Consider the following 22,166-nt stretch of genomic DNA (forward strand, 5'->3'; position numbering starts at 1 on the left):
GCAACTCGCTACGACAAACTAGCCACGAACTTCTTGGCTGCCGTCCATCTCGCCGCCATCGTTGCCTATTGGATCAATTGAGTCCGAGCCCTAATTCACCTTCGACAATATGCCTGGTAATCCGACACTGCGCTTTCGAAGTCATCTTGCGCGGAGCGCAACCGGCGAAACTCAGAAGAGCAATCGTCTGCCCCGTTACTCGAGCTCAGGCATCGAGTGTATCGCCTTAGATAACTTTCGATGTCACTCAATGCTGAATTGTACGAGGAAATCGCGCTGCTGCAGTCAGCGTTGGCGGGCTTAACAGACGCGCAAATCACGAGCCCTGCTGCAACGATGATCGAGAGAGCTCGGTGCCGCCGATCGGGACGCGCCTTTCGCCGGAACACGTTCATGGCTAGACTCCGGGAGGGCCTTGAGCGACGTCAATGACATGGCGGTCGGGCCCCACGGTGATAACGATGGTATAGGTCTTAGGACCGCCGCCTTGGTCAGTCGGTGGGGCAAGGTGGAGTTGCCCTCCGTACCACTCGCCTGGCATCAAGGTGTTGTCCTTGATCACGGCTTGCTCCAGCGCCGCCATGTTGCGCTGTCCTGTCTCGACAGTTGCGGCGATCATCGCCTCGTTTTGAATGGCCACGTTATTCTGCGCGATCGCAGCCGCAGTAGGGCTGTAGAACGTTCCCGTGCGTCCGCTGGGGGTGGTGTAGCTGCCATGCCCAGCGTTCGCGGCGCTGTAAGCGTTGGCCCCCGCAGCCAGACCGGTGAGGAGTGCGGCGGCGACTTGCCGGTTTCGCTCCTCCTGCACCAACATCTCGTAGGTCACCACCTTCATTTCGAAGTCGGAGCCCGCGACGTGCTGGACGGCTTCAACTTGTCCAACTCGGAAGTCGACCGGCTGCTTGCCTAGATTGTTGATGCCGACCACGAAGACCGGTCGGCTGTTCGTTTGCATTTGCCTAGCAGCGGGGCGCACCAAGACCAGCGAGGTCTTTTGCCGAGAGACGAGGGCAGGTTGCCCGTCTCGCATAAGGGCTTGCTGCTGCGGATTTGACGCCCGGAAAGAAACCGTCTCGCCAGTCGACATGCAGCCGCCCAGCACAGCGCAAAGCGCTGCAATAACCGAAATACGCATGGTGGATCCCCCCGGTCCGAAAGAAGCATCGAAGCGCAACCTTCGCGCGAGATCAAGAGGGGTCTGAGCAGGATCGTCGAACCAATGCCTGATCAGGGGCCGGCGTCGGTGCCGGGTGGACGCTTTCTTGCAGATCAGCGCGATGCTGAAAAGCTCGTCCGGCAGCATGACCGGTCGGTGAGCGAGCTGGAGAGCATGGGTGAGCGGCGGCTACAGCGTGCCGCGGCGGTGCTGCGGGAGAGCATCGGAGAGCCGCCGGCGCCGTCGAGCAGGGTGGGTCTCTCGGAATACGGCCGGCAGGTCTTCACGCTCGTGAGCCAAATCCTGAAGCTCAGCCCCTCTTACCTGCTCCGGGGACGCCTGACGCGGCGGCAGAATGGCAGGATCGGAGAGAGCTTTGCGGCGAAGGACCACGCGACGGAAGCGTTCATGGATCAGGTGAGGGGACTCCGGGCAGATGGCTAGCTGAAGACGCTTGCTGGCAAGCAGAGCGGGTTCTTTTCTGTCCGGGGGTCCTTCAGGACCTCTGGGTGATCGCGGTACTTCTCGACCGCCCGCCGGAGCCTCCGCTTTTGTTCCCCGCGTGGGTACGAGCGAAGGTCTGGGAAGGTGCGCCGAATTGTTTCTATGTCGGCATCGGCCGCTAACTTTTCTTCGTTGAGAGCTAGCCACCAGATTTGGAAGACCTGCACTGGAATTGGAAGTCGACCGGTCACTGCATGGTAGTCCCACCAGCCGACAAAAAGTGCGGCATCGTTTTTCTCGTCGTTGAACTTTGCGAGTATGTCCTCATCCTCGCGAGGTTTGCCATCCCGAGAGTTCATGTGTTTGAACGCATTCCAATATTGACGCTGCAAAGCGCGTAGCTGGGGTATATCCAGGTCTGGGACCGTTTCGAGCATGTGAGTTGACATCGTTCGTATGCTTGCTGAGACCGCGATCGCATCGATCAACTCTGCGCCGCCGCAGGCCAGACACTGTACAGCGACTGGATCTCGATCTCGGATGAAGAGATCGAGCGCTGTGCCAAGTTGATGACGAGCAACGTTCAATTTTGTAAGCTGAGCCATCGAGACATTCCTGAGGCTTCTTCAACCAACCCCCGCTACCGTCGCTATTGCAAGCGCTTTCCTTGTACCCATTGCGGTGGGGCAGCATTTGGATCCAGTGTGAAAACAACCTCAGTGCGGACGCGTGGCCAGAGCGGGAGCGCGGAATCGTACTCAGCGGAAACAATCATTGAACCAGTCACAATTGGATCGTCTTCCATGAAGCGCAGAGGGATCAAGCAGGTATAGGTACCAGTCTCACCAGGGGCCAAATGGCCGGTCTTAAACATGGTGAAACTGATGTCACTAATGCCTGCATGAGACTTGGTGCTGACATTCGGCGCGCAGCGAAGCACAAAATTTGTGATGCCGAAAAACTGACTTGGATTTTTGATCCTAAATGATTGCTTGAACAGTTCTCCAGCGGGAGGACCCGCGGATATTTCGGGGCTCGCAGACCACAGCGGCGACGATAGACCGAGAAGGCCAAGCGCAGTACCCACGATGAAGGCGGCGAGTGTCCACCGGTTGTCTACTATTTTCCAGAGTAAGTCGCGCACCGTCCTCAGCCCAGGCTTCCGATGAGGCACCGAAATCCAAGCTCAACCAAAGCGCGAACGCAAGGCAGCATGTCGGTGGATTGACACCTCATCGCCCTTGCGCTGTCGCGACTCGGTCGTTTCATGGGGAGGTTGAATGTTTGTTCGACCTCCGCTAGCTCAATCAGAGCAACGGCTCGAGAACGGCCATCCAGTATTTGGCGTTTACTTCTTGCGGTCGAAGATGACGGACTCCAGACACCGTCCCGGGTTCATCGGACGAGCCAACGATAGGCGGCCCAGCCGGCCAGCAGCAGGGCTGCGAGCACAAATTCAATGCGGCGCGGCCGATGCATCGCTTTGCTCACTCGCGCGGGCAGCATACATCTCTGCTAGCTTTTCTGGCCCTGGGTATTCACCCTTCCAGAGCTGAGGAAAGGGTTGCCGGTTCAGTACCACAGGCTCTAGAGCTGCAATTTCAGACGAGATGACATCGGTTTCAAGCTTGATCCTGCTATGGAGAGCGACCCCTCCCTGAAAGGCAATATCTTTGAACCTTAGCCAAGCTCCCGGATCGAACGGTTCACGTGATCCGGGCAAAGAGTTTCTTACCACGTTCACCGCCCGCAGCGTATTGTCGATAAAATACACTGTCAGGTTTTGAGCATTCTCATCTCCCCATAGGGTACGGCGAGCCGAGTTCAAGACGCCCGCGTTTTCATGAAGTCGGTCAAAAGCTGTTTGCCTCCGCTCATTTGCGCCTAGACCGGATAGTGCGAGAGACATGTGCATGACTTCCAGACTGGCAGTCACGTTTTCAATCAAGATCTTCATGTCCATAAGCTCGGCAGCGCGCTGCCGAAGGCGTTCGTAATGAGCGAAGCTATTCTGCCGGATCAACTCCGATAGCTGCCGTCGCATCGGAACGATCGTCCAATATGCTGCGATCGCAGCAGCGGTTGCAGCGAGTAGCGTCACGCCGGCTCCCAACGCATTACCCGCAAAACCAATCCAGGCATCAGGGCTGGCGGTCTTTGTCGCTTGCCAAATCGGCCCTGCAATTCCAAGCCAAAGGACGGTCGCAATGATCCACAGAATTGCAACTGCCGAGGCGATGCCCGGCCAATTCTTCTCGCTCATTCGTAATTCCCCCGTCCTGAGCTTCTACCCCAGGGCGAGAATCGACGGAAGGTCTCCCCCAAAAGGGGATGGATTTTTAAGCAAATCAAGTGCAGCATGGTCCGTGGGTGTGAGAATCCGGACCAGAGCTAGAGCCGCATTCCTCGGTCAGGAAATCACTCGTTTGGCGACGAGCGATCGCGGCTGAATTGAACCGGTGCCTCGCCGGTACCAGTTTCGACGGACGCACTTGGCGGTGCGGATTTCGGCCGGGCTGGCTATCCAACAGCAGCAGCGGGAAGCGTCGCGGCTGATCGCCTTCCTGGACGCCTCCGACCCGTACGTTATGACGGAGCGGGAAGAGGCGGTCGACGACGTGGCCTGCGACACCGACGAACTGGAGCTGAGCGAGGGGGACGATGAGGACGGTGGGGATGAGGAGCCATCGCTTGGCAGCGCTACGGGTTGGGGTGGCAGTCCCGACAACCAAGAGGGATGGGCCAGCGGATCTCGGGACGATCGCGAGGACGAGCACGACGGTCGGGAGCCGGACGAGAGCGGTATCGCTGACATGGAAGGCCTGCTTGAGCAGGTCGGCTCGCAAAGCTGGCAACTGGATGGGTACGTGTGATGCGTTTGATCCGGCTGCTACTGACGCTCGCGCGGCTCAAGGCGCATCGCTACTTGGTGAGGCTTAGTCTGTGCCTCGCTCTGCTGGCCCAGCGCCAGCATCGTTTCTGAACCGGCAGTCCCAAATAAGTACGCCGCCGGGCTCCAAATACAGCGTCCCGGCGGCGCTTGCTTCAAACTGGGACCTTATAATCCCCAGCAAACCCTGAGTAGCAAGGGCGGTGCCAGCGTCCTCGGATCGTGTATCCTTCAGCAGGCGGAGCTTGATTCGTCATGCTGGAAGCCATTCTCCTATTGCTGGGAATTGGGGCCGCAGCCCTTTTGTTGATAGCCTTCTGGGGACTGCACCACCACGTATGACGCGCGGCGGCGGCCGATTAACGCTTGCGGGCCTTCTCAATGAGGTTCATTCGAGCACCTCATATTCGAACGCTACGCCTTCGGGGTCGTTCTCCTCGAACCATTTCTCTGCGGCATCTTGGTTGGCGAACAGCTTGATGTGGTCGACGTCGCCGACCTGTTTGGCGGTGTTCACGTAGTCCCTCCTCAGCTTGCGCCGGCCCCAGTGCGGCTCTTTGCCCTTGGGGTTCAACGGCGGGACGTACCGTCGGTTCAGCGCCCGCATGACCCCGATCCGGGCGAACATTGTCGGCCGCCGCCCTCCGCGACCAAGATCAGGGCTTCCATTGCGGCCTGCCATTCGGGCGCTGCGTGCTCTTTCTTCGGCAACCCCATGATGTACTCGCCGGCATCGAGCAAGGTCACGAGCTTGCGGCCGCCGACCTCGATTGTATCCTCGAAAGGCCGCCCCCAGCCTTTGGTCATTGCGTGTTTTGGTGTCCCCTGATGGCGAGCCGTAGGTTGCCTCGCTGGAAGTCTGGCCTAACCTCGCCGCCGCGTCCACCGCACCCCTGGCACACAAGCCGCGGCTCCAGGTCCGAGAGCCGGACATCATCCGACCAGCGATCGGCGTTCAGAGCTACGTTGTGGCCGCAGTGGCAGCAGACTAGGACGCCCCGCAAGCCCATCTCGCGCATCTGGCCGAACGTGATCTTGAGCGGCCGGCCGTCGGCATGCGTAGGCGTGTAGCGTCGGGGAGGGCGAGGCATGCCGTCATCAAAGCGCGACGCCACCGAGAGTCAAATTGTCGATTACTGGTGGATCGGAACGCTTGCGAGCTACTGCGGGTCGTGGGTGGGGATGAATGGCGATGGTTACTCGTCGTCTTCCCCGGCCAGAAAGCGATCCGCGGCCCGATCCACTTCACTCTGAGGTATGCGTTGGCGCGGGGGCTTTCTTCGGGACCAAATTAATGCCTTCCCGGTGCCCCCTTCGGCCTTCGCTTGCTCGACGCTCAGCGTCAGAAAACCGTCTACGGTAAAATGTCGCCAGTAATGCTGATCAGTTTTGTCTTGGATGAGGATTGGCGTTTTGCTGCTGATGTCGATATCCAGTTGCACGAGCGGCATCTTCTCGACTTCTTTGATCATGAAATGAAGTTCGAGCGCGCGCCGATCCGCATCTCTCACTGGTACAAACCGCTTTCCCACGGAGCCTCCCGCGCGCTTTTCTTCGTCCAATGAATGGCGTGTTGATTCCGCCGGTTCACGCTGGCGGGCCTCGAGGCGAGTGATAGAGCGCGGCTCCGCCTACTTCGGCGGAGGTCGCACGCCATGATGGCGGACTACCTTTTTTGCTTTTTTTGCAGTCTTACGTACCGCCGATTTCGCCTTCTTTGCTTTCTTCGCTTTTTTTGCCATGCCACCTCTCACTGATCCAAATTGCCATTCGCTGCCACCAGTACTCATGATCGGCTTGGGGACAGTAGTTGTATCCGTTTCTTGCAATGAAGTTCTTGAACACCCTGTGGAAAAAGGGCACCCACACGCGGTTCTTTGCGCGATCTACGGCTTCGAAATAGGTCGCGTCTACCGCTGCATTGTAGGCAAGAGCGTCCAGGGCCCGCATCGGCATCGGCTCATCCGCTGCGATAGTCTGCAGTTTTGATTTCCATTTTTGGCCATCGAGCGATGAATCTAGTTCGAGCTCCGCCAGCAACTCATGGTACTTGCGCTGAAGGAATTCGTGAGTACGCGCTTTATAGCCGAAGTCGAACGTCAGCTGCGCCGTCGCGACGATCAGGACGGCGAACTCAAGCCAAGTTTCATCCATTGAAAAAAGCTTTGACGCCTTTCCGGCCACAGCCGCGCCTAGGACGATTACGAGGAAGTTCGCCGAGCGGTTGACGCCGTCGTAAAAGTCCTTGCGTGCCGTGTGATAGATCGCGTTGCGAAGTGCATCGAACTTCGCTTCGGAATGCGGGTCAGTCATAACGAACCGCCCAGCTCACTTTTTGGGCGGCGGCGGAGGAGGTGGCGGGGCCGGACGCACCGGCGGCTGATTACTTGGATTGGGGCGACCGGGTGGCGGAGCCACCCCTGCGTGCCTTGTTTCGTTGTCGCTCATCGCATGCTCAATAGCGTGGTGTCCGGTGACCGGTCGCGCCCGTATAGGGGTTCACATTGCCGCTCGTGCCGAAATTGTCGCGTTGGGTGCCGTTCGGATTAGTCGCGACGTAGGGCGCCACGTAAGTGCCGTTGCTTCGCGTGTAGCCAGATGACGAGTGGGTGCTCGGGTTAGAGCCTGTCCCGCTCAGATACTGCGCGTTCGCCGCGGGTGCGATCAGCAATAAGCTCGCAATGAGAAAAAGCCGCTTCATTCCCTATTTCTCCCCAAAATGATTTAGCAATCTCTAGATGCAACCATGGCTCCGGTCTGCAGTCTAGCCCAACCGATGATTGAGGCGCATCATTGTACCGGCGCTCAACAGTTTTATTGAGCTTATCTCAGGGCCAGGTTCGGCTTCGGCGGCCGCTTCCATGCTTGCGTGCGAAGGCCTTCGTGGCCTTGTCTTCCATCCTCGAGCGATGGCGTGCCAGCCGCTCGGGGTAGGGATATGGAAATGGCGCGCAAGCTTTCTTGAGCCCGTAGTACCGCCGGGCCCACGACTGCTGTTCATCGTCGTCGAAAGGATAGAAAGGCAGGTCGACGGAGCGGGCCCAGGGGGCGCCGGCCGGCATGTAGGCCGGCTGCTGGAGGTCGAAGTCCCACCACAGGGCGTCAGAGAGCCTGGTACGTTGCTCCCGAGCGGCCAGGCGGTCGATCGTCTCAGCGCAGTAGCGCGGCTCGCCTGTCGGCCCGCCGGCGACTGGCGCGATGATGCCGACGTTGAGGAGCTCTTCGAGCTCGTAGGCTTTAAGCTTGAGCCACTCGAGCACTTCGCGTTCGTCGTAGAGTGGAGGGGCGGTGATCATCGCATTCCAGCTCCGCCGGCAACCCGGGTCCACCTGATCGAGCGGTGTGCAAATCCCGTGTTGAAATATCCTTTCGGCGGGATAGGCACTTCGAAGAGCGTGCACACGCGCCTGAGCACATGCTTCTTCAGCCCGAGGCGACCCGCCACCTCTGCCAATGGTGCGTTCCAAACACGCAGGCCGAGCTCAACTCGAGAGATGCCGGTGTACTTGATGACCTGTTCGTTCTGGAGAGCAGCTAAACGCTCGATCATTTGTTCGGCATAGGCCGCGGCGAGCATCGCCTTCTTGATCTCAGGAGGCGGTTCGTGAGGTACGTCCGGCCGCGCCGGCGGATCCTGAGGCTGTTGGTCGGCGGCGGCGGAAGGATGCGACGCGAGTTGATGGTCGTCCGCGAACAGCGTTGCGACGTCCAGGCCTTCCGTATCGTGGCGCATGTTCTGCTCTCCGTGAGCCCCAGCATGCGTTTGGGATCACTGAAATCGGGCCCGGTCAACTGTGAGAGTTTGTCGTCTTTGTCGACATTGCGTGAACTGCATGCAACTTGAAGGCTTCGGAGCGAGCGTGTCCGCCTTTGTCGGGTCGGGAGCTATCGCAAAACTCGGCAGGCGACGGTGCGGCACTCCGAATCAAATGGCTTTGTGGGCCTGCGCTTATCGATTTTGCTCGCTTTAGCGTTTTGGAGGGAGCAACTTCGTCGACCTGGCCTGGTTGCTAGATCCGATCATGGACCGTCCGGGGTACATCTCCCGAGGCAGCTTCAATCGGATGACTTTTGGGGCGAGGCGCCTCCGCCGGCGGCGTCAGCGAGCGTGCGTGTCAGCGCCTGCCGTCCAATTCATGCCGGCGGGCGAATTTGCGCGCCTGCGGCAGCCGCAGCATGGACCATCTTCTCGCGTCCAAAGAGATTGAAAGGTTTACCTTCGCTCTCCTCGATCATGGATTGCGCCTGCAGTCTCATGAACTCGTCTGCGTACTCACGGCCCTGCAGTTGCGCGATCATGTTGTATTGACGGTTCAGCTTTGCGATGAGGCGATCCCCGGACCAACGAACAACAGCCTGCTGGATCCGCAGAATCCAGTAGGCAATGACCACAGCGGCGCTGCCGACGAACAACGAGAACGTGCCCGGAGTGATCCACGGCGCCGGATAGCCAGGCGCACCAAACGCCATTGCCATCCAATAGGCCGCCTGCGGCCACCAGAGGAGCGCGAATGCTCCCGCGATCCCAAACAGCGCGATCGCGCTGGCAAATCCCATCGTCAAGACCGTGTAGAACTGGCCGCGGGGCATCGAAAACCTCCGTTCTGGGGCTCAACGCCAGATTGCCGTAGCTGGAAGGCCTCTGCAAGCCCGCCAGAAGGCCGCTCAGTCGAGATAGGAGGGCCGCTGGACGCGTTGCATAGCGACAAGGGCCCGCTGGATCGCACGCTCTCGACGAGCCGCCAGGCTGGCCGCTGCCGTCGGCTTCTTCAACCGGATCTTGCGTCGCTTCTTACGGACCTTCTTGACATTCTTTGCCTTCGTGACTGGGAGTGGCACACCCGGGGCATGGTGGAGCTCGCAGCGCTTGTTCAGCTGCCCTTTGCGAATGCGGGTTTTTGTCGTGAGAGCCATGAACGTGCGCTTGCAGCCAGGCTCCGCGCAGACGGATTGATAGCGGATCATCTCGACGTAGCGGCCGTCCTGGCACCAGTGATCCTTCGGGCCGACGATCTGGTACGGCCGACCTCGAGACTTGAACGTGCGGTCAGGGGCGAAGCGGTTCACGAGGGCCTCCCGATATTGCGAGCGCGAGCCGGCGACTTTGATGGACGCAAGAGCCGACGCGGGCACCTCCACTGTGGTGGAGCGGCCAGCGGTGGGGGTGTCAGCGGTGTCAGCGGATTCCGCCTAAACGGGCTCGGAGGAAAATAGAGGGAGGAGGGGGTAAAAAGCCTTGGTGTATCCGCGCGCGCAAGTGACACCGCTGACACCCCAACCGCTGGCGAGGGCTTTGAAGCGTGTTTGCCGTCAGCGCTGTCAGCGCTTGTCAGCGTGGCGAAGCCTACGCCGCCGGCAGCACGTGACCTAAGCCTGTGAGGTGAAAGCGCTGACAGCGTTGACACCCGCTGACAGCGCTGACAGGACCGAAAGATCATGCCGTGCCTCCCTCTGCGGCCCGCCGGCTGGCGGCCGCGAGCGCAATTTCACCGCGGACGGCGTCGCGGCGTTCAGTTTCTGCCCGCCGGATGTCCTCGAAGCGCCCGTCGTGAACGGCGGGGTTGATCCGCCAGTTGGCGGGGTCCGAGCCTACCAGGCGGACCCAACCTTCGACCTCAAGCTGGCCCATCACGGCCATCAATTGCTTGGGGTTTTTGCCGAGGCTACGCGGCCGAGCCCTTTTGACCTCCCTGGCCGTAAGCCGCTCGATATTTCGGGTGAGAATGTAGCCCGCGACCCATCGCGCCTCGTGGTCGTGACCGGCGCCCTCGAGCACTGTGGTGTGAATGAACAGCGCGTGCGCGTAGAGAAATTCCTCGACGTAGCGCCGTGCCCTCCTGGCCGTTGCGGCTGAGATCAGATCGTCCGGGGGTAGTTCGATCGCTTCAGCGACGATGGCCCATTCGATCAGATGGAAGGCGAGGGCGTACCGGCCAAATTCCGCGTCGGCCTTTGCCAGCCACGTTTTCAGTCCGGAGGGGATGTCGGGACGGGCCATCTCTCGAGCCTTAAACGCCTTGATGGCCCAAAGCTCGTCTGCCGCATCGAGGGCGAAGCGGTAGGTTGCCTCTCCGAGACCGGCGAGTGCCAAGGCAACACGTGGGATTGTGGCCTCGATGGCCGGATCCTCGGCGTTGTCCTCTCCGAGCCCAAGCTGGCGGATCGCTATAAGCGCGAACCTTTGGAGGAGCCCGTCGGTCTCGAGATCGGGTGCTAGTCGCGCGATGAGATCATCTTGAATGCCTCCGATGATTGACACTGCCAAATTCGGAGCTTCGACTGATCCGCGGCCCTGGCGATCGACGCGGTAGGCGGCACCTTCCTTGGCCTCCAGCCAAAGTGCTCTGTCCTTGGAGCCCTTCGCCCGGTACGCGTCCATGCCTCCGAGCCACCCGGAGAGCTCATCGGAATATTGGATCAAGGGCGCAATCTCCGGCGTTTCTGCCAGGCGTGTTACGATTGCCTCGGTGGTACTGTCGTTTGAGATTTTTGAGCGCGACTTGGGCGCTGTCGGCTTCACTATGAGGTCTGCCGGATGCCCATCCGGCTCACCCGGCTCTTGGGCTTTTTTCTTCTTTGAGGTCCGAGCCGAAAACGCGAGCTCCGCCCGATCGTAGTCGGCCATTTCCTTGGCGAATGCCGCCGACCAGGCTTTGTTGACGGGGTTCGCAAAAGCAAGAGCCGCCTTCACGGCAGCGGACTTGGCCGACCCCGGATCCCCTACGAGCGCGGTCCAAAGAACACAGAGCACGGACCAAGAGCTTCGGTTCTGAAACATCTGCAGTCGGTTGCTGGCCGGGATCAAAGAGCCGACGACGGCCACCGCCGCAGCCGTGACCGCGTCCGAATTTACGCCCAGCGATCGCGCCCGATCCTTCCCGAAAGCAACCAGGAAAGGCGGGACAATCCCGTCGAGCATGTCTGCTGGCGGCTTCTCCTGCTTCCAAAGGTCGGCCGGTTCGTCCCAATTCCCGGCTGGCGGTTGCCGCGCGGCGACGTCGACGGCTTCAAACTCTGCTTCGGGGCACAAGATGCCGGCGGGATCCTGCGCATACGTGTAGGCGTTGCGAACCCGGATCTCGATGTGGTCGTAAGTTTTTCCGTTGGCGCCCGGCCAATGTTCAACGATCAGCTCCAGGCACTTCTCCTGGCTGATGCCAAGACCGCGGACGTGGCACGCCACGATGTAGGTCCCGTGCGAGGGCGCGCCCCCGGCGAGATAAGCGATCGCGCGTTCGATGTTGAATGGGACATCCAATTCGACCAAAGGGATGTCCCGGTCGATTGCTGAATGCTCGCGAGGGCGGCCGCAAGCGGTCGCCCATGCCTCGGGAAGGGCGGCAAACTCTTCGCCCCCGATGAGGCCATACTCATTGCCATCGACCGTGCTACCGCCGCCGACAACATAGCCGCCAACACCTCGAACATCGATTCCCGCACCGAGCTTCGAATTGCTGTTACCCAATGGCCAAGGCGCCACAAAGTAGCGATGCTCGCCGCCCGAGGCGGTCCGGAACGTCATTTTTGGGGGAAGTTTGCCTAGATCTTGCTCGAGTTCGGCAAGTGACTGCTTCCCCGGTTTCCCTTCCTTGACGTCGATGTCGATAACGACAAGGAAGCCGCTCAAGAAGGGGAGGCCGGTGCGCAGGCCAACGTTGCACACGCGATAGCCGCCGGCCCACAGCCTCTTTACACGCGCGGTATCGTGGGTTGCGAGATCCTTCCAACTGTCCTCGAAGACCGGTGTCTTCCGATTGGGCGCTAGCGGGAATACGTCAAAACCCAGCTCGGCAAGACCGAGCGCGATGTCGAGTTTCGGCTTTAGGCTGGCAAGGGTAGTTCTTTGTTTCGTAACGCTATTCGTGATATCCATCTCTTACTGTTTCAATTTCTGGCCCCGTTCGACCTGCAAGTCGGCGGGGCCATTCTTTTGGCGCCCGACGGGGACGTTTCTTTCTGGCCCTCATTGTCTGGTGTTTAGGAATGCTTGGCCGGTGGAGCGCGCCAACGCGCGCGAAGGGTTAGGCGGCCGTTTCGGAGGTCGACTTGCGCCGACGGCTCCACATCCAAGCATCAAGGTCAGTCACGTCGTAGACCACCTTAGAAGGGATTGGCGTGATGTAGGTCGGGCCCCCGCCACGAACGCGCAGGCGTTCTAGCGTCGCAGTCGAGAGGCGCACGTGCTTGGCTGCCTCTTTTGTATTCAAAAATTGCTGCATCCTTTCTCTCCATTTGGAGGCGCCGGCGCTCAGCGAAGAAGCGACCGGGGCCGACTGACTGGATCAGATGCTAGCCACGGCCATCAGAAGCCGTCTCCCCTTGCATTTGTGGGTTTGTCGATTTTAGCGATTCACAAACCCACAATTCTGCGTTCTCCCTCACTGATCGGCACGACGTTCTCGCCTGCGAGGATCGGTTTCTGCGCTGGCAAAGCTCCAATTCCAATGATCTTTCTGAGCTCGGTTTCCAAGATCGAGGCCACCAACCGCTTCTCCGGCAGCATGTCGTACTTGTCATAGGTGGCGGTGACATCGCCCTCCAAATGGTCCAGCAGCGCTTTGACGTCCTCGCGTTTCGCGCCGCCGCGGCGCGCGATCGTCGCGGCAGTGCGCCTGAGATCGTGCGGTGTGAAGTGCGCTAAGCCAAGATGCTCCCGGATGCCCTTGCGTGCCGGCCCTTTCCCTTTGGCTGACCTTCCGTTCAGGGCGGCGGACAAGGCATCTCGGGTGACCGGCAGCAGCTGGGGCCTCGCCTCCACCTGAGACTCGTTCCCAGTTGAGTCGGCCCCCTTGGCCGCCGTGGACCATGAGCAGAAAACGGCCCCTTGATCGTCCCGAATGATTGCCTCTCGCACCGTGGCAACTGCCAGTGCATTCAACGGGACAATCACTTCCCGGCGCTTCTTTACCCGATGTTTTGGGATGTGGTACTGCGGATCCTCACCCGTAGACCCCACCAATTCTAGGATGAGCAAGCCGGCCGATTGGCCAGGCCGGACCATGGTTGCCAGAATGAACCGAAGGGCGAGGGCGACGGCGCGGCCGGCCGGCAGCTCTGGATCATCCAGACCCCACCAAAGCGTCCGGATCTCCTCATCATTGAGGACGCGCTCTCGGGCTGTTTCTTGGTAGCGCCGGCGCATATCGGCGACCGGATTGATCGGGACATGCTTGCGCCCGGGTTCCTTTGCCCAGGAAAACAGAGTGTGGAGGATTGATTGCGTCCGGTTTGCCCCCACGGGCGCCGTGGCGCCGATCTCCTCGAGGAGTTCGGCCACGTCGTCGTCAGTAATCTCGGAAGCGATTCGGCGCTTCCACTTGGCCCGGGGCTTCTTTAGGTACCCCTCATCGTTCTTCCAGCTCGTCTTCCGCACCTTGGCATATTGGTCAAGATAAAGCTGGGCGAGCTCATCGAACGTCAATCGGTCCCGCTTGGGTCGATTCGCTCGCTTCTCCGCGGCGGGGTCGGCGCCATTGGCAATGTTCCCCAGCAGGATCTTGGCTTGGGTGCGGGCTGCCTCGGGAGCCAGCTTGCCGACCGCAGCCACGGTGTAGCGCCGGACCGGCGCCGTACGGCCGGTTCCCGCCCGGTAGACAATGATGAACGACTTGGCCCCGGTGGGGCGGACGCGCACCCCAAACCCGGGAAGCTTCGCGTCCCAGACCGTGTATTCGGACGCTTGCTTTTCCAGGCCATCGACCAGGCTCTTTGTGATGGTTTGACCGCTCATTTGCCCTCCGGGAAGCACGGGGGAAGCACCGCGGTGCCAATCACAGCAGGCGCCTGATACCGGATGGTTATGGCGTGACCGGTTTTCCTCGCCACGTTAGGGCGCGTGAGGGGGGCTGAGGGCGGGTGAGGGAATAGCTGGTATGTTTTGGGTACTGCAGGTCGTTGGTTCGAATCCAGCTGCCCCGACCAGTCCCGGGCGGCGCTGGCCTAGAGGTCAGCATCCAACCGGCAATGGCCAGGCATCTACGCGTCCGGCCTCCGCTTCGCGCGGAAATCAGCAAAGCCTCATCGAACCTTCGCCCGTCGCGATAGACAAATCCGTGTTGGGGATTTCAGCGCCCAATGTCTAAACGGACGCCGCCAAGCGATGAATATTCCGCTTGCGCGGCGTTGCGTTTTGTCCGCCGCGCTCGTCAGTTCGAGGCGTACCAGCCGGGCGGAAATGGCACGTACGGCCAGGCCATCTGATTGTCGTTGGCGGCTTGCGGCGGCCGTTGCGACGCCATGCTCACGATTGGCGCGGGCGGGATCACGCGCAACGCGAGGCGCAGACGCGCACATTGCAATTTCATCATTGTCGTCCCCCCAGCAATCTACTTGCTTCCAAACGTCCGATCGTCTGCAAAGTTCAGTCTTAAAATCGCCCTGCGCCGAAACGGCGCGCCCGTCCTCAAATCACGGGCATTCTAGAAAAACCGGCGCGGGCTTTCAACCAAACGCGCCGCTCCATCCCAAGAAGTAAGGTTGATCGGCAAGGTTAAAGGCGAGCGGCTGTTGCGGCCGTTTGGCTGGCTGCTATCAGGTCGGTCCCGGCTCGCGATGGGCTGTCCATTCTGTGCCACCACAGATGATTGTTCGTCGCGGCGCGCGGATCAGCCTAAGTTCTGCGCCAGCGAGTTCTGCCATGTCTATTGACCGCAACATCGGGACCATCGGTCCGCAGTCAAACTGGACCGAGATCTGGCACCTCTGGACGGTGATCGTGCCGCGCCGCTCCATCAACGGGCAGTTCGTGCTCGGCAAGGTCTGGCGCCGCCATGACGGCCGCGACTGGATCTACAAGAAGTTCACCGAGTTCGACGGCGAAGAGGCGGCCTAACTGCCGCCTCTCTCAGGCCGCCTTCGCTTCCGCAGCCGGCTTGGCCGGCGGCGGCTTCAGCGGCTTGTCCTGCTTCTTCGACCACGAGATGTAATAAGCCACCGTCGTCATGATCGCGATGCCGGCGACGCTGACGAAGATCTGCGCGAGCAGCGACCCTGAGCTCATCGACAGCTCGAAATGACCGACGAAGGACAGGAACACGCCGACGCAGAACACGGCGAGCGACTGCTGGCCACAGACGATCAAGGGGTCGAACACCTTCCACTCCAGCCCCGGCCACTCCTTCGGCACGAAGCGGATCACCAGGATCACGATCACCACGAAGTGGAGGAAGCGATACGGTGCGAGGTTGGTCTTGTCATTGGGGTTGAAGGCCGAGAACAGCCATTCCGGGAACATGCCGCCGAAGGTGGGGAAACGGCCGGCCATGGTCATGACCAGCGCGAACAGGAGATAACCGAGGCAGACCCACAGCGTAACAGGCGAATTGATCAGCGTTGCCGAGCGCCGCGCGCCCCCCATCGAGCACCAGGCGCCGAACACGAACAGCACCTGCCAGCAATAGGGGTTGAAGTACCACTGGCCGGCCGGATAGGCGTTCAGGTTCCAGCCGTAATGGCGCGCGGCGAGCCACAGCACGATCGACAGTATCATCGTCAAATCGGGCTTGCGCAGCATGAACCACAGCACCGGCGGAAACAGGCCCATCAGCACGATGTAAAGCGGCAGCACGTCGAGGTTGAGCGGCTTGAAGCGCAGGAACAGGCCCTGGCGCAGCGTCTCGGTGGCGTTGTCGACGAGGCCGGCGACGTTGAACTCGTTGATCATCTCGGAATCGCCGAAGCGCAGCGCGAGATAGCTGATTGATGCGATGTAGATCACGAACAGGATGATGTGGGCGACATAGAGCTGCCAGACCCGCTTGGTCAGCCGCGTGGCACCGACGATGAAGCCGCGGTCCAGCATCATCCGTGCATAGACGAAGGAGGCGGTGTAGCCGGAGATGAAGACGAACAGGTCGGCCGCGTCGGAAAAGCCGTAGTTGCGGGTCGTGATCCAGTTCACGACGTTGTCGGGGATATGGTCGAGAAAGATCGCCCAGTTTGCGACACCGCGAAACAGGTCGAGCCGGAGGTCGCGACCCTTGTCGGGAAGTGTGGCGCTGACGTTCAGGAAGGCCATGCGTCGGGAGCTTTCAGAGAGGACAGAAGCACGGAGATCGATGAAACCGGGCCGCCAAACGGGGTCCCAGGATGAAACGCGGGTACGCAATTGTCACGGTGCAGCATAATGACTATACCGTTGGCGAGGGTTGCCGGGCCCGGAATCAGGATCAGTTCCCAACCGGCTTCTCTATACTATCCCCGAGATTTCCACCAACTGCCACCGTGACGCATCGAAATCGAACGGAAAGACCAAGAGGCCCGGACCAGTCATGACCGCACGCATTTTCAAGCCCGCCAAAAACGCGATGCAATCCGGCCGGTCCAAGACCAGGGAATGGCAGCTCGATTACGAGCCGGAGCAGCCGCGCTCGGTCGAGCCGCTGATGGGCTGGACCTCGTCGGCCGACATGAAGCAGCAAATAACGCTGCGCTTCCACAGCAAGGAAGAGGCGATCGCCTATTGCGAGCGCAAGGGCATCGCCTACCAGGTGATCGAGCCCAAGGAGTCGATCCGCCGGCCGGTTGCCTATGCCGACAATTTCTCGTTCCGCCGCGGCGAACCCTGGACGCATTGAGGGGTGGGCGGCCGCTCTGGAAACCCTGGCATCGGTGTCAGACCAGCTCCTTCCAGATCACCGTCGTGGAACGGAATGCGTACCGTCGATCGGCGAGCAAGAGGGGAAGATGCCAAGGAAGTCCAACTAAGATTACGGCGAAGGCGGCGACTGGCGCTCCGTATTCGGGGCGAGCTGCTGCGAACCGTATGCTGGCAATCACCAGCGTTGCGATCAGGTTGAGCGTGAACAAGGGAAAGGCCGACTGCCAAAGTCGCTCGGATAGTATCGGCCGCTGGAATGCGTAGCCAAACAAGCCGACAAGCTGAGCAATAGTCAGCGTCAGAATGACGTAGTCTGCCAACGGGTAGATCGGGTGCGGCCCATCGACGAGGATAACGCCGACGCCCCCCAAGGTCGTAACGCCGAACAGCGCAAAGTAAAGTTTCCAAAGCATCCCGCAGACCGTGCATTGCTGCGGCTCCTATAGCTGCGGGCGATACGTTTCGCAATTGCATCTACCGCGCGAAATGCGTGCGGTAGCGCCACAAGATCGGCCAGGGGGTCCGTCCGGCCCTTGGCAGCCATTTCCCACCGTGCTTCGCTGCCTCGCATGACACGACCAGGACGAGGTGGGGGATGGCGGGGCGTGACCAGCTCGACGGCGTCGATCTGAAAATCCTATCCGAACTGCAGCAGGACGGGCGGGTTCGCAACAACGAGCTGGCGCTGCGCGTCGGCGTTTCCGCGCCGAACTGCCTGCGGCGGCTGAAGTCGCTGTTCAGCCGCGGCGTGATCCGGGCGGTTCGCGCCGTGATCGACGAGCGGCTGCTCGGCTACGAGGTGGTGTCGTTCGTCTCGATCCAGCTCGGCAGCCAGGCCCAGCCGGTGCTGGAGGCGTTCGAGAGCTCGATCGCCGCAATCCCGCGCATCCAGCAATGCTGGCGGATTTCCGGCGACACCGACTATCTGCTCAAATGCGTGGCCCCGAGTGTCGAGAGTATGCGGCAGCAGCTCTTGCATTTCGCCGCGATGCCTAACGTCAAGAACGTGCGCAGCTTCCCCGTGCTCGGGGTCGCCAAGGACGTGCCGCTGCCATTGCAGGAGGTCGCGGTGGCAGTGCCGGCGGGGTAGGGCTCCGAATATTCCACGATCAAGTCTGATTCTCAGAAAAGCGCCTCAGCGATACCGCCCCCGAAACTCGCGCGGGGAGGTGCCGGTCCAGTTTCGGAAGGCCCGCGAAAAGCTCTTCTCGTTGCGGAAGCCGGCGATCTCGGCGATGCGCTTGATCGGCGTGCGGCCGCGCATCAGCTCCTGTTTGGCCAGCTCGAATTTCGTCTCCTCCTTGAGATCGCGCAGCGAGGTGGACTCCTCGCGCAGACGGCGATGCATCGTGCGGGTGGAGAGCGCAAGCTCGCGCGCGACGTCCTCGGCGCCGAGGACCCGTCCGCGCGCTTCTCGCAGCACGCGGCGGACGCGCTCGACCAGCAGGCGGTCGCGCCGGTACGGCAGCACGGTGAGCCGGAGCGCGCCCTTGAGCATGTTGTCGAGATCGGCCGCGCTGCGCGTCAGCGGTAGCGACAGATAGTGCTTGTCGAAGACGATGGCCGCGCGGTCCGCGTCGAAGCGGACGTTCCGGCAAAAGATGGTCGGATAGACCGAGACGTGGCCGGGCTCTGAGTAAGGAAACTCAGCCGCGCGGAGCGCGATCTGGGAGTCGACAGCCCAGCATGAGAAGCCGAGGACGTAGCGGAACAGCGTGACGAGGCAGAACTCGCGGAAGGGCCCGAGGTCACGGAGCTGACGGATCGACACGACGGCGGTCTCTTCGCCAACCTCGAGATCGAGCAGCACATCCTCTGTGACCAAGCGGTGATGCCGGCACCAGCGCTTGAGCGCGACCTCCAGCGTCGGTGCGGTGATCGAGGCCCGGCACAGCATGCCGTAGGTGCCCCATGGCAGCCGGCGCGAGAACCAGCCAAGCGCCTCGTCATCGAGCTCGCGCATGGCATGGCCCGCCAGCGCTTCGAACTGGGCCGCGGTCACACGCCCATCAGGAGAATTCACAAGCTCCGGCGCGACCTGACCCCGGCTCAACGCTTCGGCGGGATCGCGGCCGTAATGCTCGTACGCGGCCACCACGCCGCGGACGAAGGCGGCGGGCGTGACGGCGCGGCGCGGAATCGCGGTGGCGGCTTGAAAAGGCATAGGATTCCTCTCAGAAATCCTCGCCAAGTTTGGCGGAAAATGCAACCTTTTCGACTGCAAGAGGGCCGGGACCGGGCTAGGTTCGGAGCCCAAAATACGGAGGACTCGCCTTGAACATCCCGAGCATCGATTTCGATCTGGGCGAAGACATCAGCCTGCTGCGCGACACCGTTCGTTCGTTCGTGGAGGCAGAGATCACCCCGCGTGCCGCCGAGATCGAAAAGGCTAATCTTTTCCCCGCAGATCTCTGGAAGCGCTTCGGCGACCTCGGCCTGCTCGGCATGACCGCGCCGGAGCAATATGGCGGCTCCAATATGGGCTATCTCGCCCATATCGTCGCCATGGAGGAAATCTCGCGCGGCTCGGCGGCCGTGGCCCTGTCCTACGGCGCCCATTCCAATCTTTGCGTCAACCAGATCCGCCGCAACGGCAATGACGCGCAGCGGCAGCGTTATCTGCCGAAGCTGATCTCAGGCGAATATGTCGGTGCGCTCGCGATGTCCGAACCGGGCGCCGGCTCCGACGTGGTCTCGATGAAGCTGCGCGCCGACAAGCGCGGCGACCGCTACGTGCTCAACGGCTCCAAGATGTGGATCACAAACGGCGGCGATGCCGACGTGCTGGTGGTCTATGCCAAGACCGATCCGGAGGCCGGCCCGCGCGGCATGACCGCGTTCCTGATCGAGAAGGGTTTCAAGGGCTTCACGCACGGTCAGCATCTCGACAAGCTCGGCATGCGCGGCTCCAACACCTATCCCTTGTTCTTCGACGATTGCGAGGTGCCGGAGGAGAATGTGATGGGCAAGGTGGGCGAGGGCGTCAAGGTGCTGATGTCCGGCCTCGATTACGAGCGCGCGGTGCTCTCGGGTGGCCCGCTCGGCATCATGGCGGCCTGCATGGACGCAGTGGTGCCCTACATGCACGAGCGCAAGCAGTTCGGCCAGCCGATCGGCGACTTCCAGCTGATGCAGGGCAAGCTCGCCGACATGTATGCGACCTGGCAGGCCACGCGCGCCTATGTCTATGCGGTGGGCCGCGCCTGCGACCGCGCCGACCACGCGCGCACCCTGCGCAAGGACGCGGCTGCTGCGATCCTCTATTCCGCGGAGAAGGCAACGTGGATGGCGGGCGAAGCAATCCAGGCGCTGGGCGGGGTCGGCTATACCTCCGAATTCCCGGTCGGGCGCCTGTGGCGCGATGCAAAGCTCTACGAGATCGGCGCGGGCACCTCGGAGGTGCGCCGCATGCTGATCGGCCGCGAGCTGATGGCCGAGACGGCTTAAGTCCTTCACCCCATTGGAATCACCATGCCGCTTCATTCCAGCATCGATCCGTCGTCATCAGATTTTGCACGCAATTCCGAGGCCATGCGCGGCCTCGTCGCGGACTTGCGTGAGAAACTCAGCGAGGTCGCCGGCGGCGGCGGCGAGGCTTCGCGCAAGCGCCACACCGCGCGCGGCAAGATGCTGGCACGCGAGCGCGTCGACCTCCTGGTCGATCCCGGCACCTCGTTCCTGGAGCTATCGCCGCTCGCAGCCTATGGCCTCTATGGCGGTGACGTGCATTCGGCCAGCGTCGTCACTGGCGTTGGGCGCATCTCGGGCCGCGAATGCGTGATCGTCGCCAACGATGCCACCATCAAGGGCGGCACCTACTACCCGATGACGGTGAAGAAGCATCTGCGCGCGCAGGACATTGCGCGGCAGAACAATCTGCCCTGCGTCTACATGGTGGATTCCGGCGGCGCCTTCCTGCCGCTGCAGGACGAGATCTTTCCGGACGAGCGGCACTTCGGCCGCATCTTCTACAATCAGGCGCAGATGTCGTCGCAGGGCATTCCGCAGATCGCGATCGTGATGGGCTCCTGCACCGCCGGCGGTGCCTATGTGCCGGCGATGTCGGACGAGAGTATCATCGTGCGCAACCAGGGCACCATCTTCCTCGGCGGCCCGCCACTGGTGAAGGCCGCGACCGGCGAGGTCGTCAGTGCGGAGGAGCTCGGCGGCGCCGACGTGCATTCGCGGCAGTCCGGCGTGACCGATCACTACGCCCAGAACGATGCGCATGCGATCGGCATCGCCCGGCGTATCGTCGGCACGCTCAAGCCTTCCGTGCGGCCGAACCTGAACATGCATAAGCCGCGCGATCCGCTGTTCGCGGCGGAGGAAATCTACGGCGTGGTGCCGGTCGACGGCCGCAAGCCGTTCGACGTGCGCGATATCATCGCGCGCATCGTCGACGGCTCGGAGTTCGACGAGTTCAAGAAACTCTATGGCACGACGCTGGTGTGCGGATTCGCCCATATCTGGGGCTATCCGGTCGGCATCATCGCCAACAACGGCATTCTCTTCAGCGAGAGTTCGCTGAAGGGTGCGCATTTCATCGAGCTGTGCTGTCAGCGCGGCATTCCCCTGGTATTCCTGCAGAACATCACCGGCTTCATGGTCGGCAAGAAGTACGAGGCGGGCGGCATCGCGCGCGACGGCGCCAAGCTCGTCACGGCGGTTGCGACGGCGTCGGTGCCGAAATTCACCGTCGTAATCGGCGGCTCCTACGGCGCCGGCAATTATGGCATGTGCGGCCGTGCCTACGCGCCGCGCTTCCTCTGGATGTGGCCGAACGCGCGCATCTCGGTGATGGGCGGCGAGCAGGCCTCGATGGTGCTGAGCCAGGTCCGACGCGATAATATCGAGGCCAAGGGCGACAGCTGGTCCAGGGAAGAGGAAGACAAGTTCCGCGAGCCCATTCGCGCGCAATATGAGAGCCAGGGCCACCCGTACTACGCGACCGCGCGGCTGTGGGACGACGGTGTGATCGATCCGGCCGACACGCGTCTCGTGCTCGGCCTTGGCCTCTCGGCGGCATCGAATGCGCCGCTCGAGCCGACGAAATTCGGCCTGTTCAGGATGTGATG

26 protein-coding genes and 1 pseudogene are annotated in these 22,166 nt (G+C 61.4%); 8 read left to right on the plus strand and 19 right to left on the minus strand.

Going from position 1 to position 22,166, the window contains the following annotated elements; all coding sequences use genetic code 11:
* Positions 1 to 81, plus strand: a pseudogene (locus tag GA0061099_RS40075) (IS5/IS1182 family transposase); the annotation flags it as partial.
* Between the two features lie 316 nt (positions 82 to 397).
* Here GA0061099_RS40075 and GA0061099_RS17445 read toward each other — a convergent pair.
* The gene (locus GA0061099_RS17445) at positions 398 to 1,135 is read right to left on the minus strand and encodes a hypothetical protein (protein WP_141697630.1); all 738 of its coding nucleotides are present in this window, start codon (positions 1,133 to 1,135) and stop codon (positions 398 to 400) included.
* 84 nt (positions 1,136 to 1,219) lie between these two features.
* On the opposite strand from GA0061099_RS17445, the gene GA0061099_RS17450 reads away from it, so the two are divergent.
* Entirely contained in the window at positions 1,220 to 1,600 is a 381-nt protein-coding gene (locus tag GA0061099_RS17450) for a hypothetical protein (protein WP_036027942.1), read from the plus strand.
* On the opposite strand, the gene GA0061099_RS17455 is transcribed toward GA0061099_RS17450, so the two are convergent.
* The 3 genes from GA0061099_RS17455 to GA0061099_RS17460 form a co-directional block, all read right to left on the minus strand.
* The gene (locus GA0061099_RS17455) at positions 1,597 to 2,205 is read right to left on the minus strand and encodes a hypothetical protein (protein WP_141697631.1); all 609 of its coding nucleotides are present in this window, start codon (positions 2,203 to 2,205) and stop codon (positions 1,597 to 1,599) included. The genes GA0061099_RS17450 and GA0061099_RS17455 overlap by 4 nt on opposite strands.
* A gap of 44 nt (positions 2,206 to 2,249) precedes the next feature.
* Positions 2,250 to 2,744: a hypothetical protein gene (locus GA0061099_RS41200; protein WP_145793561.1), complete on the minus strand. Its 495-nt coding sequence runs from the start codon at positions 2,742 to 2,744 to the stop codon at positions 2,250 to 2,252.
* Between the two features lie 312 nt (positions 2,745 to 3,056).
* Entirely contained in the window at positions 3,057 to 3,863 is an 807-nt protein-coding gene (locus GA0061099_RS17460) for a hypothetical protein (protein WP_036027944.1), read from the minus strand.
* Positions 3,864 to 4,092: 229 nt separating this feature from the next.
* Between GA0061099_RS17460 and GA0061099_RS17465 the strand changes: the two genes are divergently transcribed.
* On the plus strand, positions 4,093 to 4,473 hold the full coding sequence (locus GA0061099_RS17465) for a hypothetical protein (RefSeq protein WP_141697632.1): 381 nt from the start codon (positions 4,093 to 4,095) through the stop codon (positions 4,471 to 4,473).
* Between the two features lie 405 nt (positions 4,474 to 4,878).
* Here GA0061099_RS17465 and GA0061099_RS42760 read toward each other — a convergent pair whose 3' ends face one another.
* From GA0061099_RS42760 to GA0061099_RS17525, 12 genes are all read right to left on the minus strand, one after another.
* Positions 4,879 to 5,007, minus strand: a complete 129-nt coding sequence (locus GA0061099_RS42760; RefSeq protein ID WP_276325021.1) for a hypothetical protein — start codon at positions 5,005 to 5,007, stop codon at positions 4,879 to 4,881.
* A 77-nt stretch (positions 5,008 to 5,084) separates the two neighbouring features.
* Entirely contained in the window at positions 5,085 to 5,297 is a 213-nt protein-coding gene (locus GA0061099_RS17470) for a hypothetical protein (protein ID WP_338060691.1), read from the minus strand.
* Between the two features lie 389 nt (positions 5,298 to 5,686).
* Positions 5,687 to 6,022, minus strand: a complete 336-nt coding sequence (locus GA0061099_RS17480) for a hypothetical protein (protein WP_141697633.1) — start codon at positions 6,020 to 6,022, stop codon at positions 5,687 to 5,689.
* Positions 6,023 to 6,182: 160 nt separating this feature from the next.
* Positions 6,183 to 6,803 carry a hypothetical protein gene (locus GA0061099_RS17485; protein WP_074447947.1) on the minus strand — a complete coding sequence of 207 codons (621 nt, stop codon included), beginning with the start codon at positions 6,801 to 6,803 and terminating at the stop codon, positions 6,183 to 6,185.
* Positions 6,804 to 6,945: 142 nt separating this feature from the next.
* On the minus strand, positions 6,946 to 7,191 hold the full coding sequence (locus GA0061099_RS17490) for a hypothetical protein (protein WP_074447948.1): 246 nt from the start codon (positions 7,189 to 7,191) through the stop codon (positions 6,946 to 6,948).
* Between the two features lie 127 nt (positions 7,192 to 7,318).
* Entirely contained in the window at positions 7,319 to 7,786 is a 468-nt protein-coding gene (locus GA0061099_RS17495; RefSeq protein WP_036027949.1) for a hypothetical protein, read from the minus strand.
* The gene (locus tag GA0061099_RS17500) at positions 7,783 to 8,223 is read right to left on the minus strand and encodes a hypothetical protein (protein ID WP_036027950.1); all 441 of its coding nucleotides are present in this window, start codon (positions 8,221 to 8,223) and stop codon (positions 7,783 to 7,785) included. The genes GA0061099_RS17495 and GA0061099_RS17500 overlap by 4 nt, the downstream gene beginning before the upstream one ends.
* Positions 8,224 to 8,624: 401 nt before the next feature.
* Positions 8,625 to 9,080: a hypothetical protein gene (locus GA0061099_RS17505; protein ID WP_074447949.1), complete on the minus strand. Its 456-nt coding sequence runs from the start codon at positions 9,078 to 9,080 to the stop codon at positions 8,625 to 8,627.
* Positions 9,081 to 9,155: 75 nt separating this feature from the next.
* Positions 9,156 to 9,557, minus strand: a complete 402-nt coding sequence (locus GA0061099_RS17510; RefSeq protein ID WP_141697634.1) for a hypothetical protein — start codon at positions 9,555 to 9,557, stop codon at positions 9,156 to 9,158.
* Positions 9,558 to 9,924: 367 nt separating this feature from the next.
* Positions 9,925 to 12,363: a DUF3987 domain-containing protein gene (locus tag GA0061099_RS17515; protein ID WP_074447950.1), complete on the minus strand. Its 2,439-nt coding sequence runs from the start codon at positions 12,361 to 12,363 to the stop codon at positions 9,925 to 9,927.
* A gap of 148 nt (positions 12,364 to 12,511) precedes the next feature.
* Complete coding sequence (locus GA0061099_RS17520; protein WP_036027954.1) at positions 12,512 to 12,709, minus strand: helix-turn-helix domain-containing protein; 198 nt, start codon at positions 12,707 to 12,709, stop codon at positions 12,512 to 12,514.
* 131 nt (positions 12,710 to 12,840) lie between these two features.
* Positions 12,841 to 14,220: a tyrosine-type recombinase/integrase gene (locus GA0061099_RS17525; protein WP_074447951.1), complete on the minus strand. Its 1,380-nt coding sequence runs from the start codon at positions 14,218 to 14,220 to the stop codon at positions 12,841 to 12,843.
* A gap of 906 nt (positions 14,221 to 15,126) precedes the next feature.
* On the opposite strand from GA0061099_RS17525, the gene GA0061099_RS17530 reads away from it, so the two are divergent.
* Positions 15,127 to 15,321, plus strand: a complete 195-nt coding sequence (locus tag GA0061099_RS17530) for a hypothetical protein (RefSeq protein ID WP_036027955.1) — start codon at positions 15,127 to 15,129, stop codon at positions 15,319 to 15,321.
* A 12-nt stretch (positions 15,322 to 15,333) separates the two neighbouring features.
* Here the strand turns inward: GA0061099_RS17530 and GA0061099_RS17535 are convergent, their stop codons facing one another.
* Positions 15,334 to 16,506: an OpgC domain-containing protein gene (locus tag GA0061099_RS17535; RefSeq protein ID WP_036027956.1), complete on the minus strand. Its 1,173-nt coding sequence runs from the start codon at positions 16,504 to 16,506 to the stop codon at positions 15,334 to 15,336.
* Between the two features lie 253 nt (positions 16,507 to 16,759).
* Here GA0061099_RS17535 and GA0061099_RS17540 point away from each other — a divergent pair, with 253 nt between their 5' ends.
* The gene (locus GA0061099_RS17540) at positions 16,760 to 17,065 is read left to right on the plus strand and encodes an ETC complex I subunit (RefSeq protein WP_024337795.1); all 306 of its coding nucleotides are present in this window, start codon (positions 16,760 to 16,762) and stop codon (positions 17,063 to 17,065) included.
* A 37-nt stretch (positions 17,066 to 17,102) separates the two neighbouring features.
* Here GA0061099_RS17540 and GA0061099_RS17545 read toward each other — a convergent pair whose 3' ends face one another.
* The gene (locus GA0061099_RS17545; protein WP_035999655.1) at positions 17,103 to 17,501 is read right to left on the minus strand and encodes a hypothetical protein; all 399 of its coding nucleotides are present in this window, start codon (positions 17,499 to 17,501) and stop codon (positions 17,103 to 17,105) included.
* 182 nt (positions 17,502 to 17,683) lie between these two features.
* On the opposite strand from GA0061099_RS17545, the gene GA0061099_RS17550 reads away from it, so the two are divergent.
* The gene (locus GA0061099_RS17550; RefSeq protein WP_035999653.1) at positions 17,684 to 18,178 is read left to right on the plus strand and encodes an Lrp/AsnC family transcriptional regulator; all 495 of its coding nucleotides are present in this window, start codon (positions 17,684 to 17,686) and stop codon (positions 18,176 to 18,178) included.
* A gap of 45 nt (positions 18,179 to 18,223) precedes the next feature.
* On the opposite strand, the gene GA0061099_RS17555 is transcribed toward GA0061099_RS17550, so the two are convergent.
* The gene (locus GA0061099_RS17555; RefSeq protein ID WP_036027957.1) at positions 18,224 to 19,252 is read right to left on the minus strand and encodes an AraC family transcriptional regulator; all 1,029 of its coding nucleotides are present in this window, start codon (positions 19,250 to 19,252) and stop codon (positions 18,224 to 18,226) included.
* A gap of 110 nt (positions 19,253 to 19,362) precedes the next feature.
* Here GA0061099_RS17555 and GA0061099_RS17560 point away from each other — a divergent pair, with 110 nt between their 5' ends.
* On the plus strand, positions 19,363 to 20,535 hold the full coding sequence (locus GA0061099_RS17560) for an isovaleryl-CoA dehydrogenase (RefSeq protein WP_035999647.1): 1,173 nt from the start codon (positions 19,363 to 19,365) through the stop codon (positions 20,533 to 20,535).
* 24 nt (positions 20,536 to 20,559) lie between these two features.
* On the plus strand, positions 20,560 to 22,164 hold the full coding sequence (locus GA0061099_RS17565) for a carboxyl transferase domain-containing protein (protein WP_036027958.1): 1,605 nt from the start codon (positions 20,560 to 20,562) through the stop codon (positions 22,162 to 22,164).
* The last annotated feature ends 2 nt before the right edge of the window (positions 22,165 to 22,166 follow it).

Origin of the sequence: Bradyrhizobium yuanmingense (assembly GCF_900094575.1) — a bacterium.
GTDB classification, from domain to species: Bacteria; Pseudomonadota; Alphaproteobacteria; order Rhizobiales; family Xanthobacteraceae; genus Bradyrhizobium; species Bradyrhizobium yuanmingense.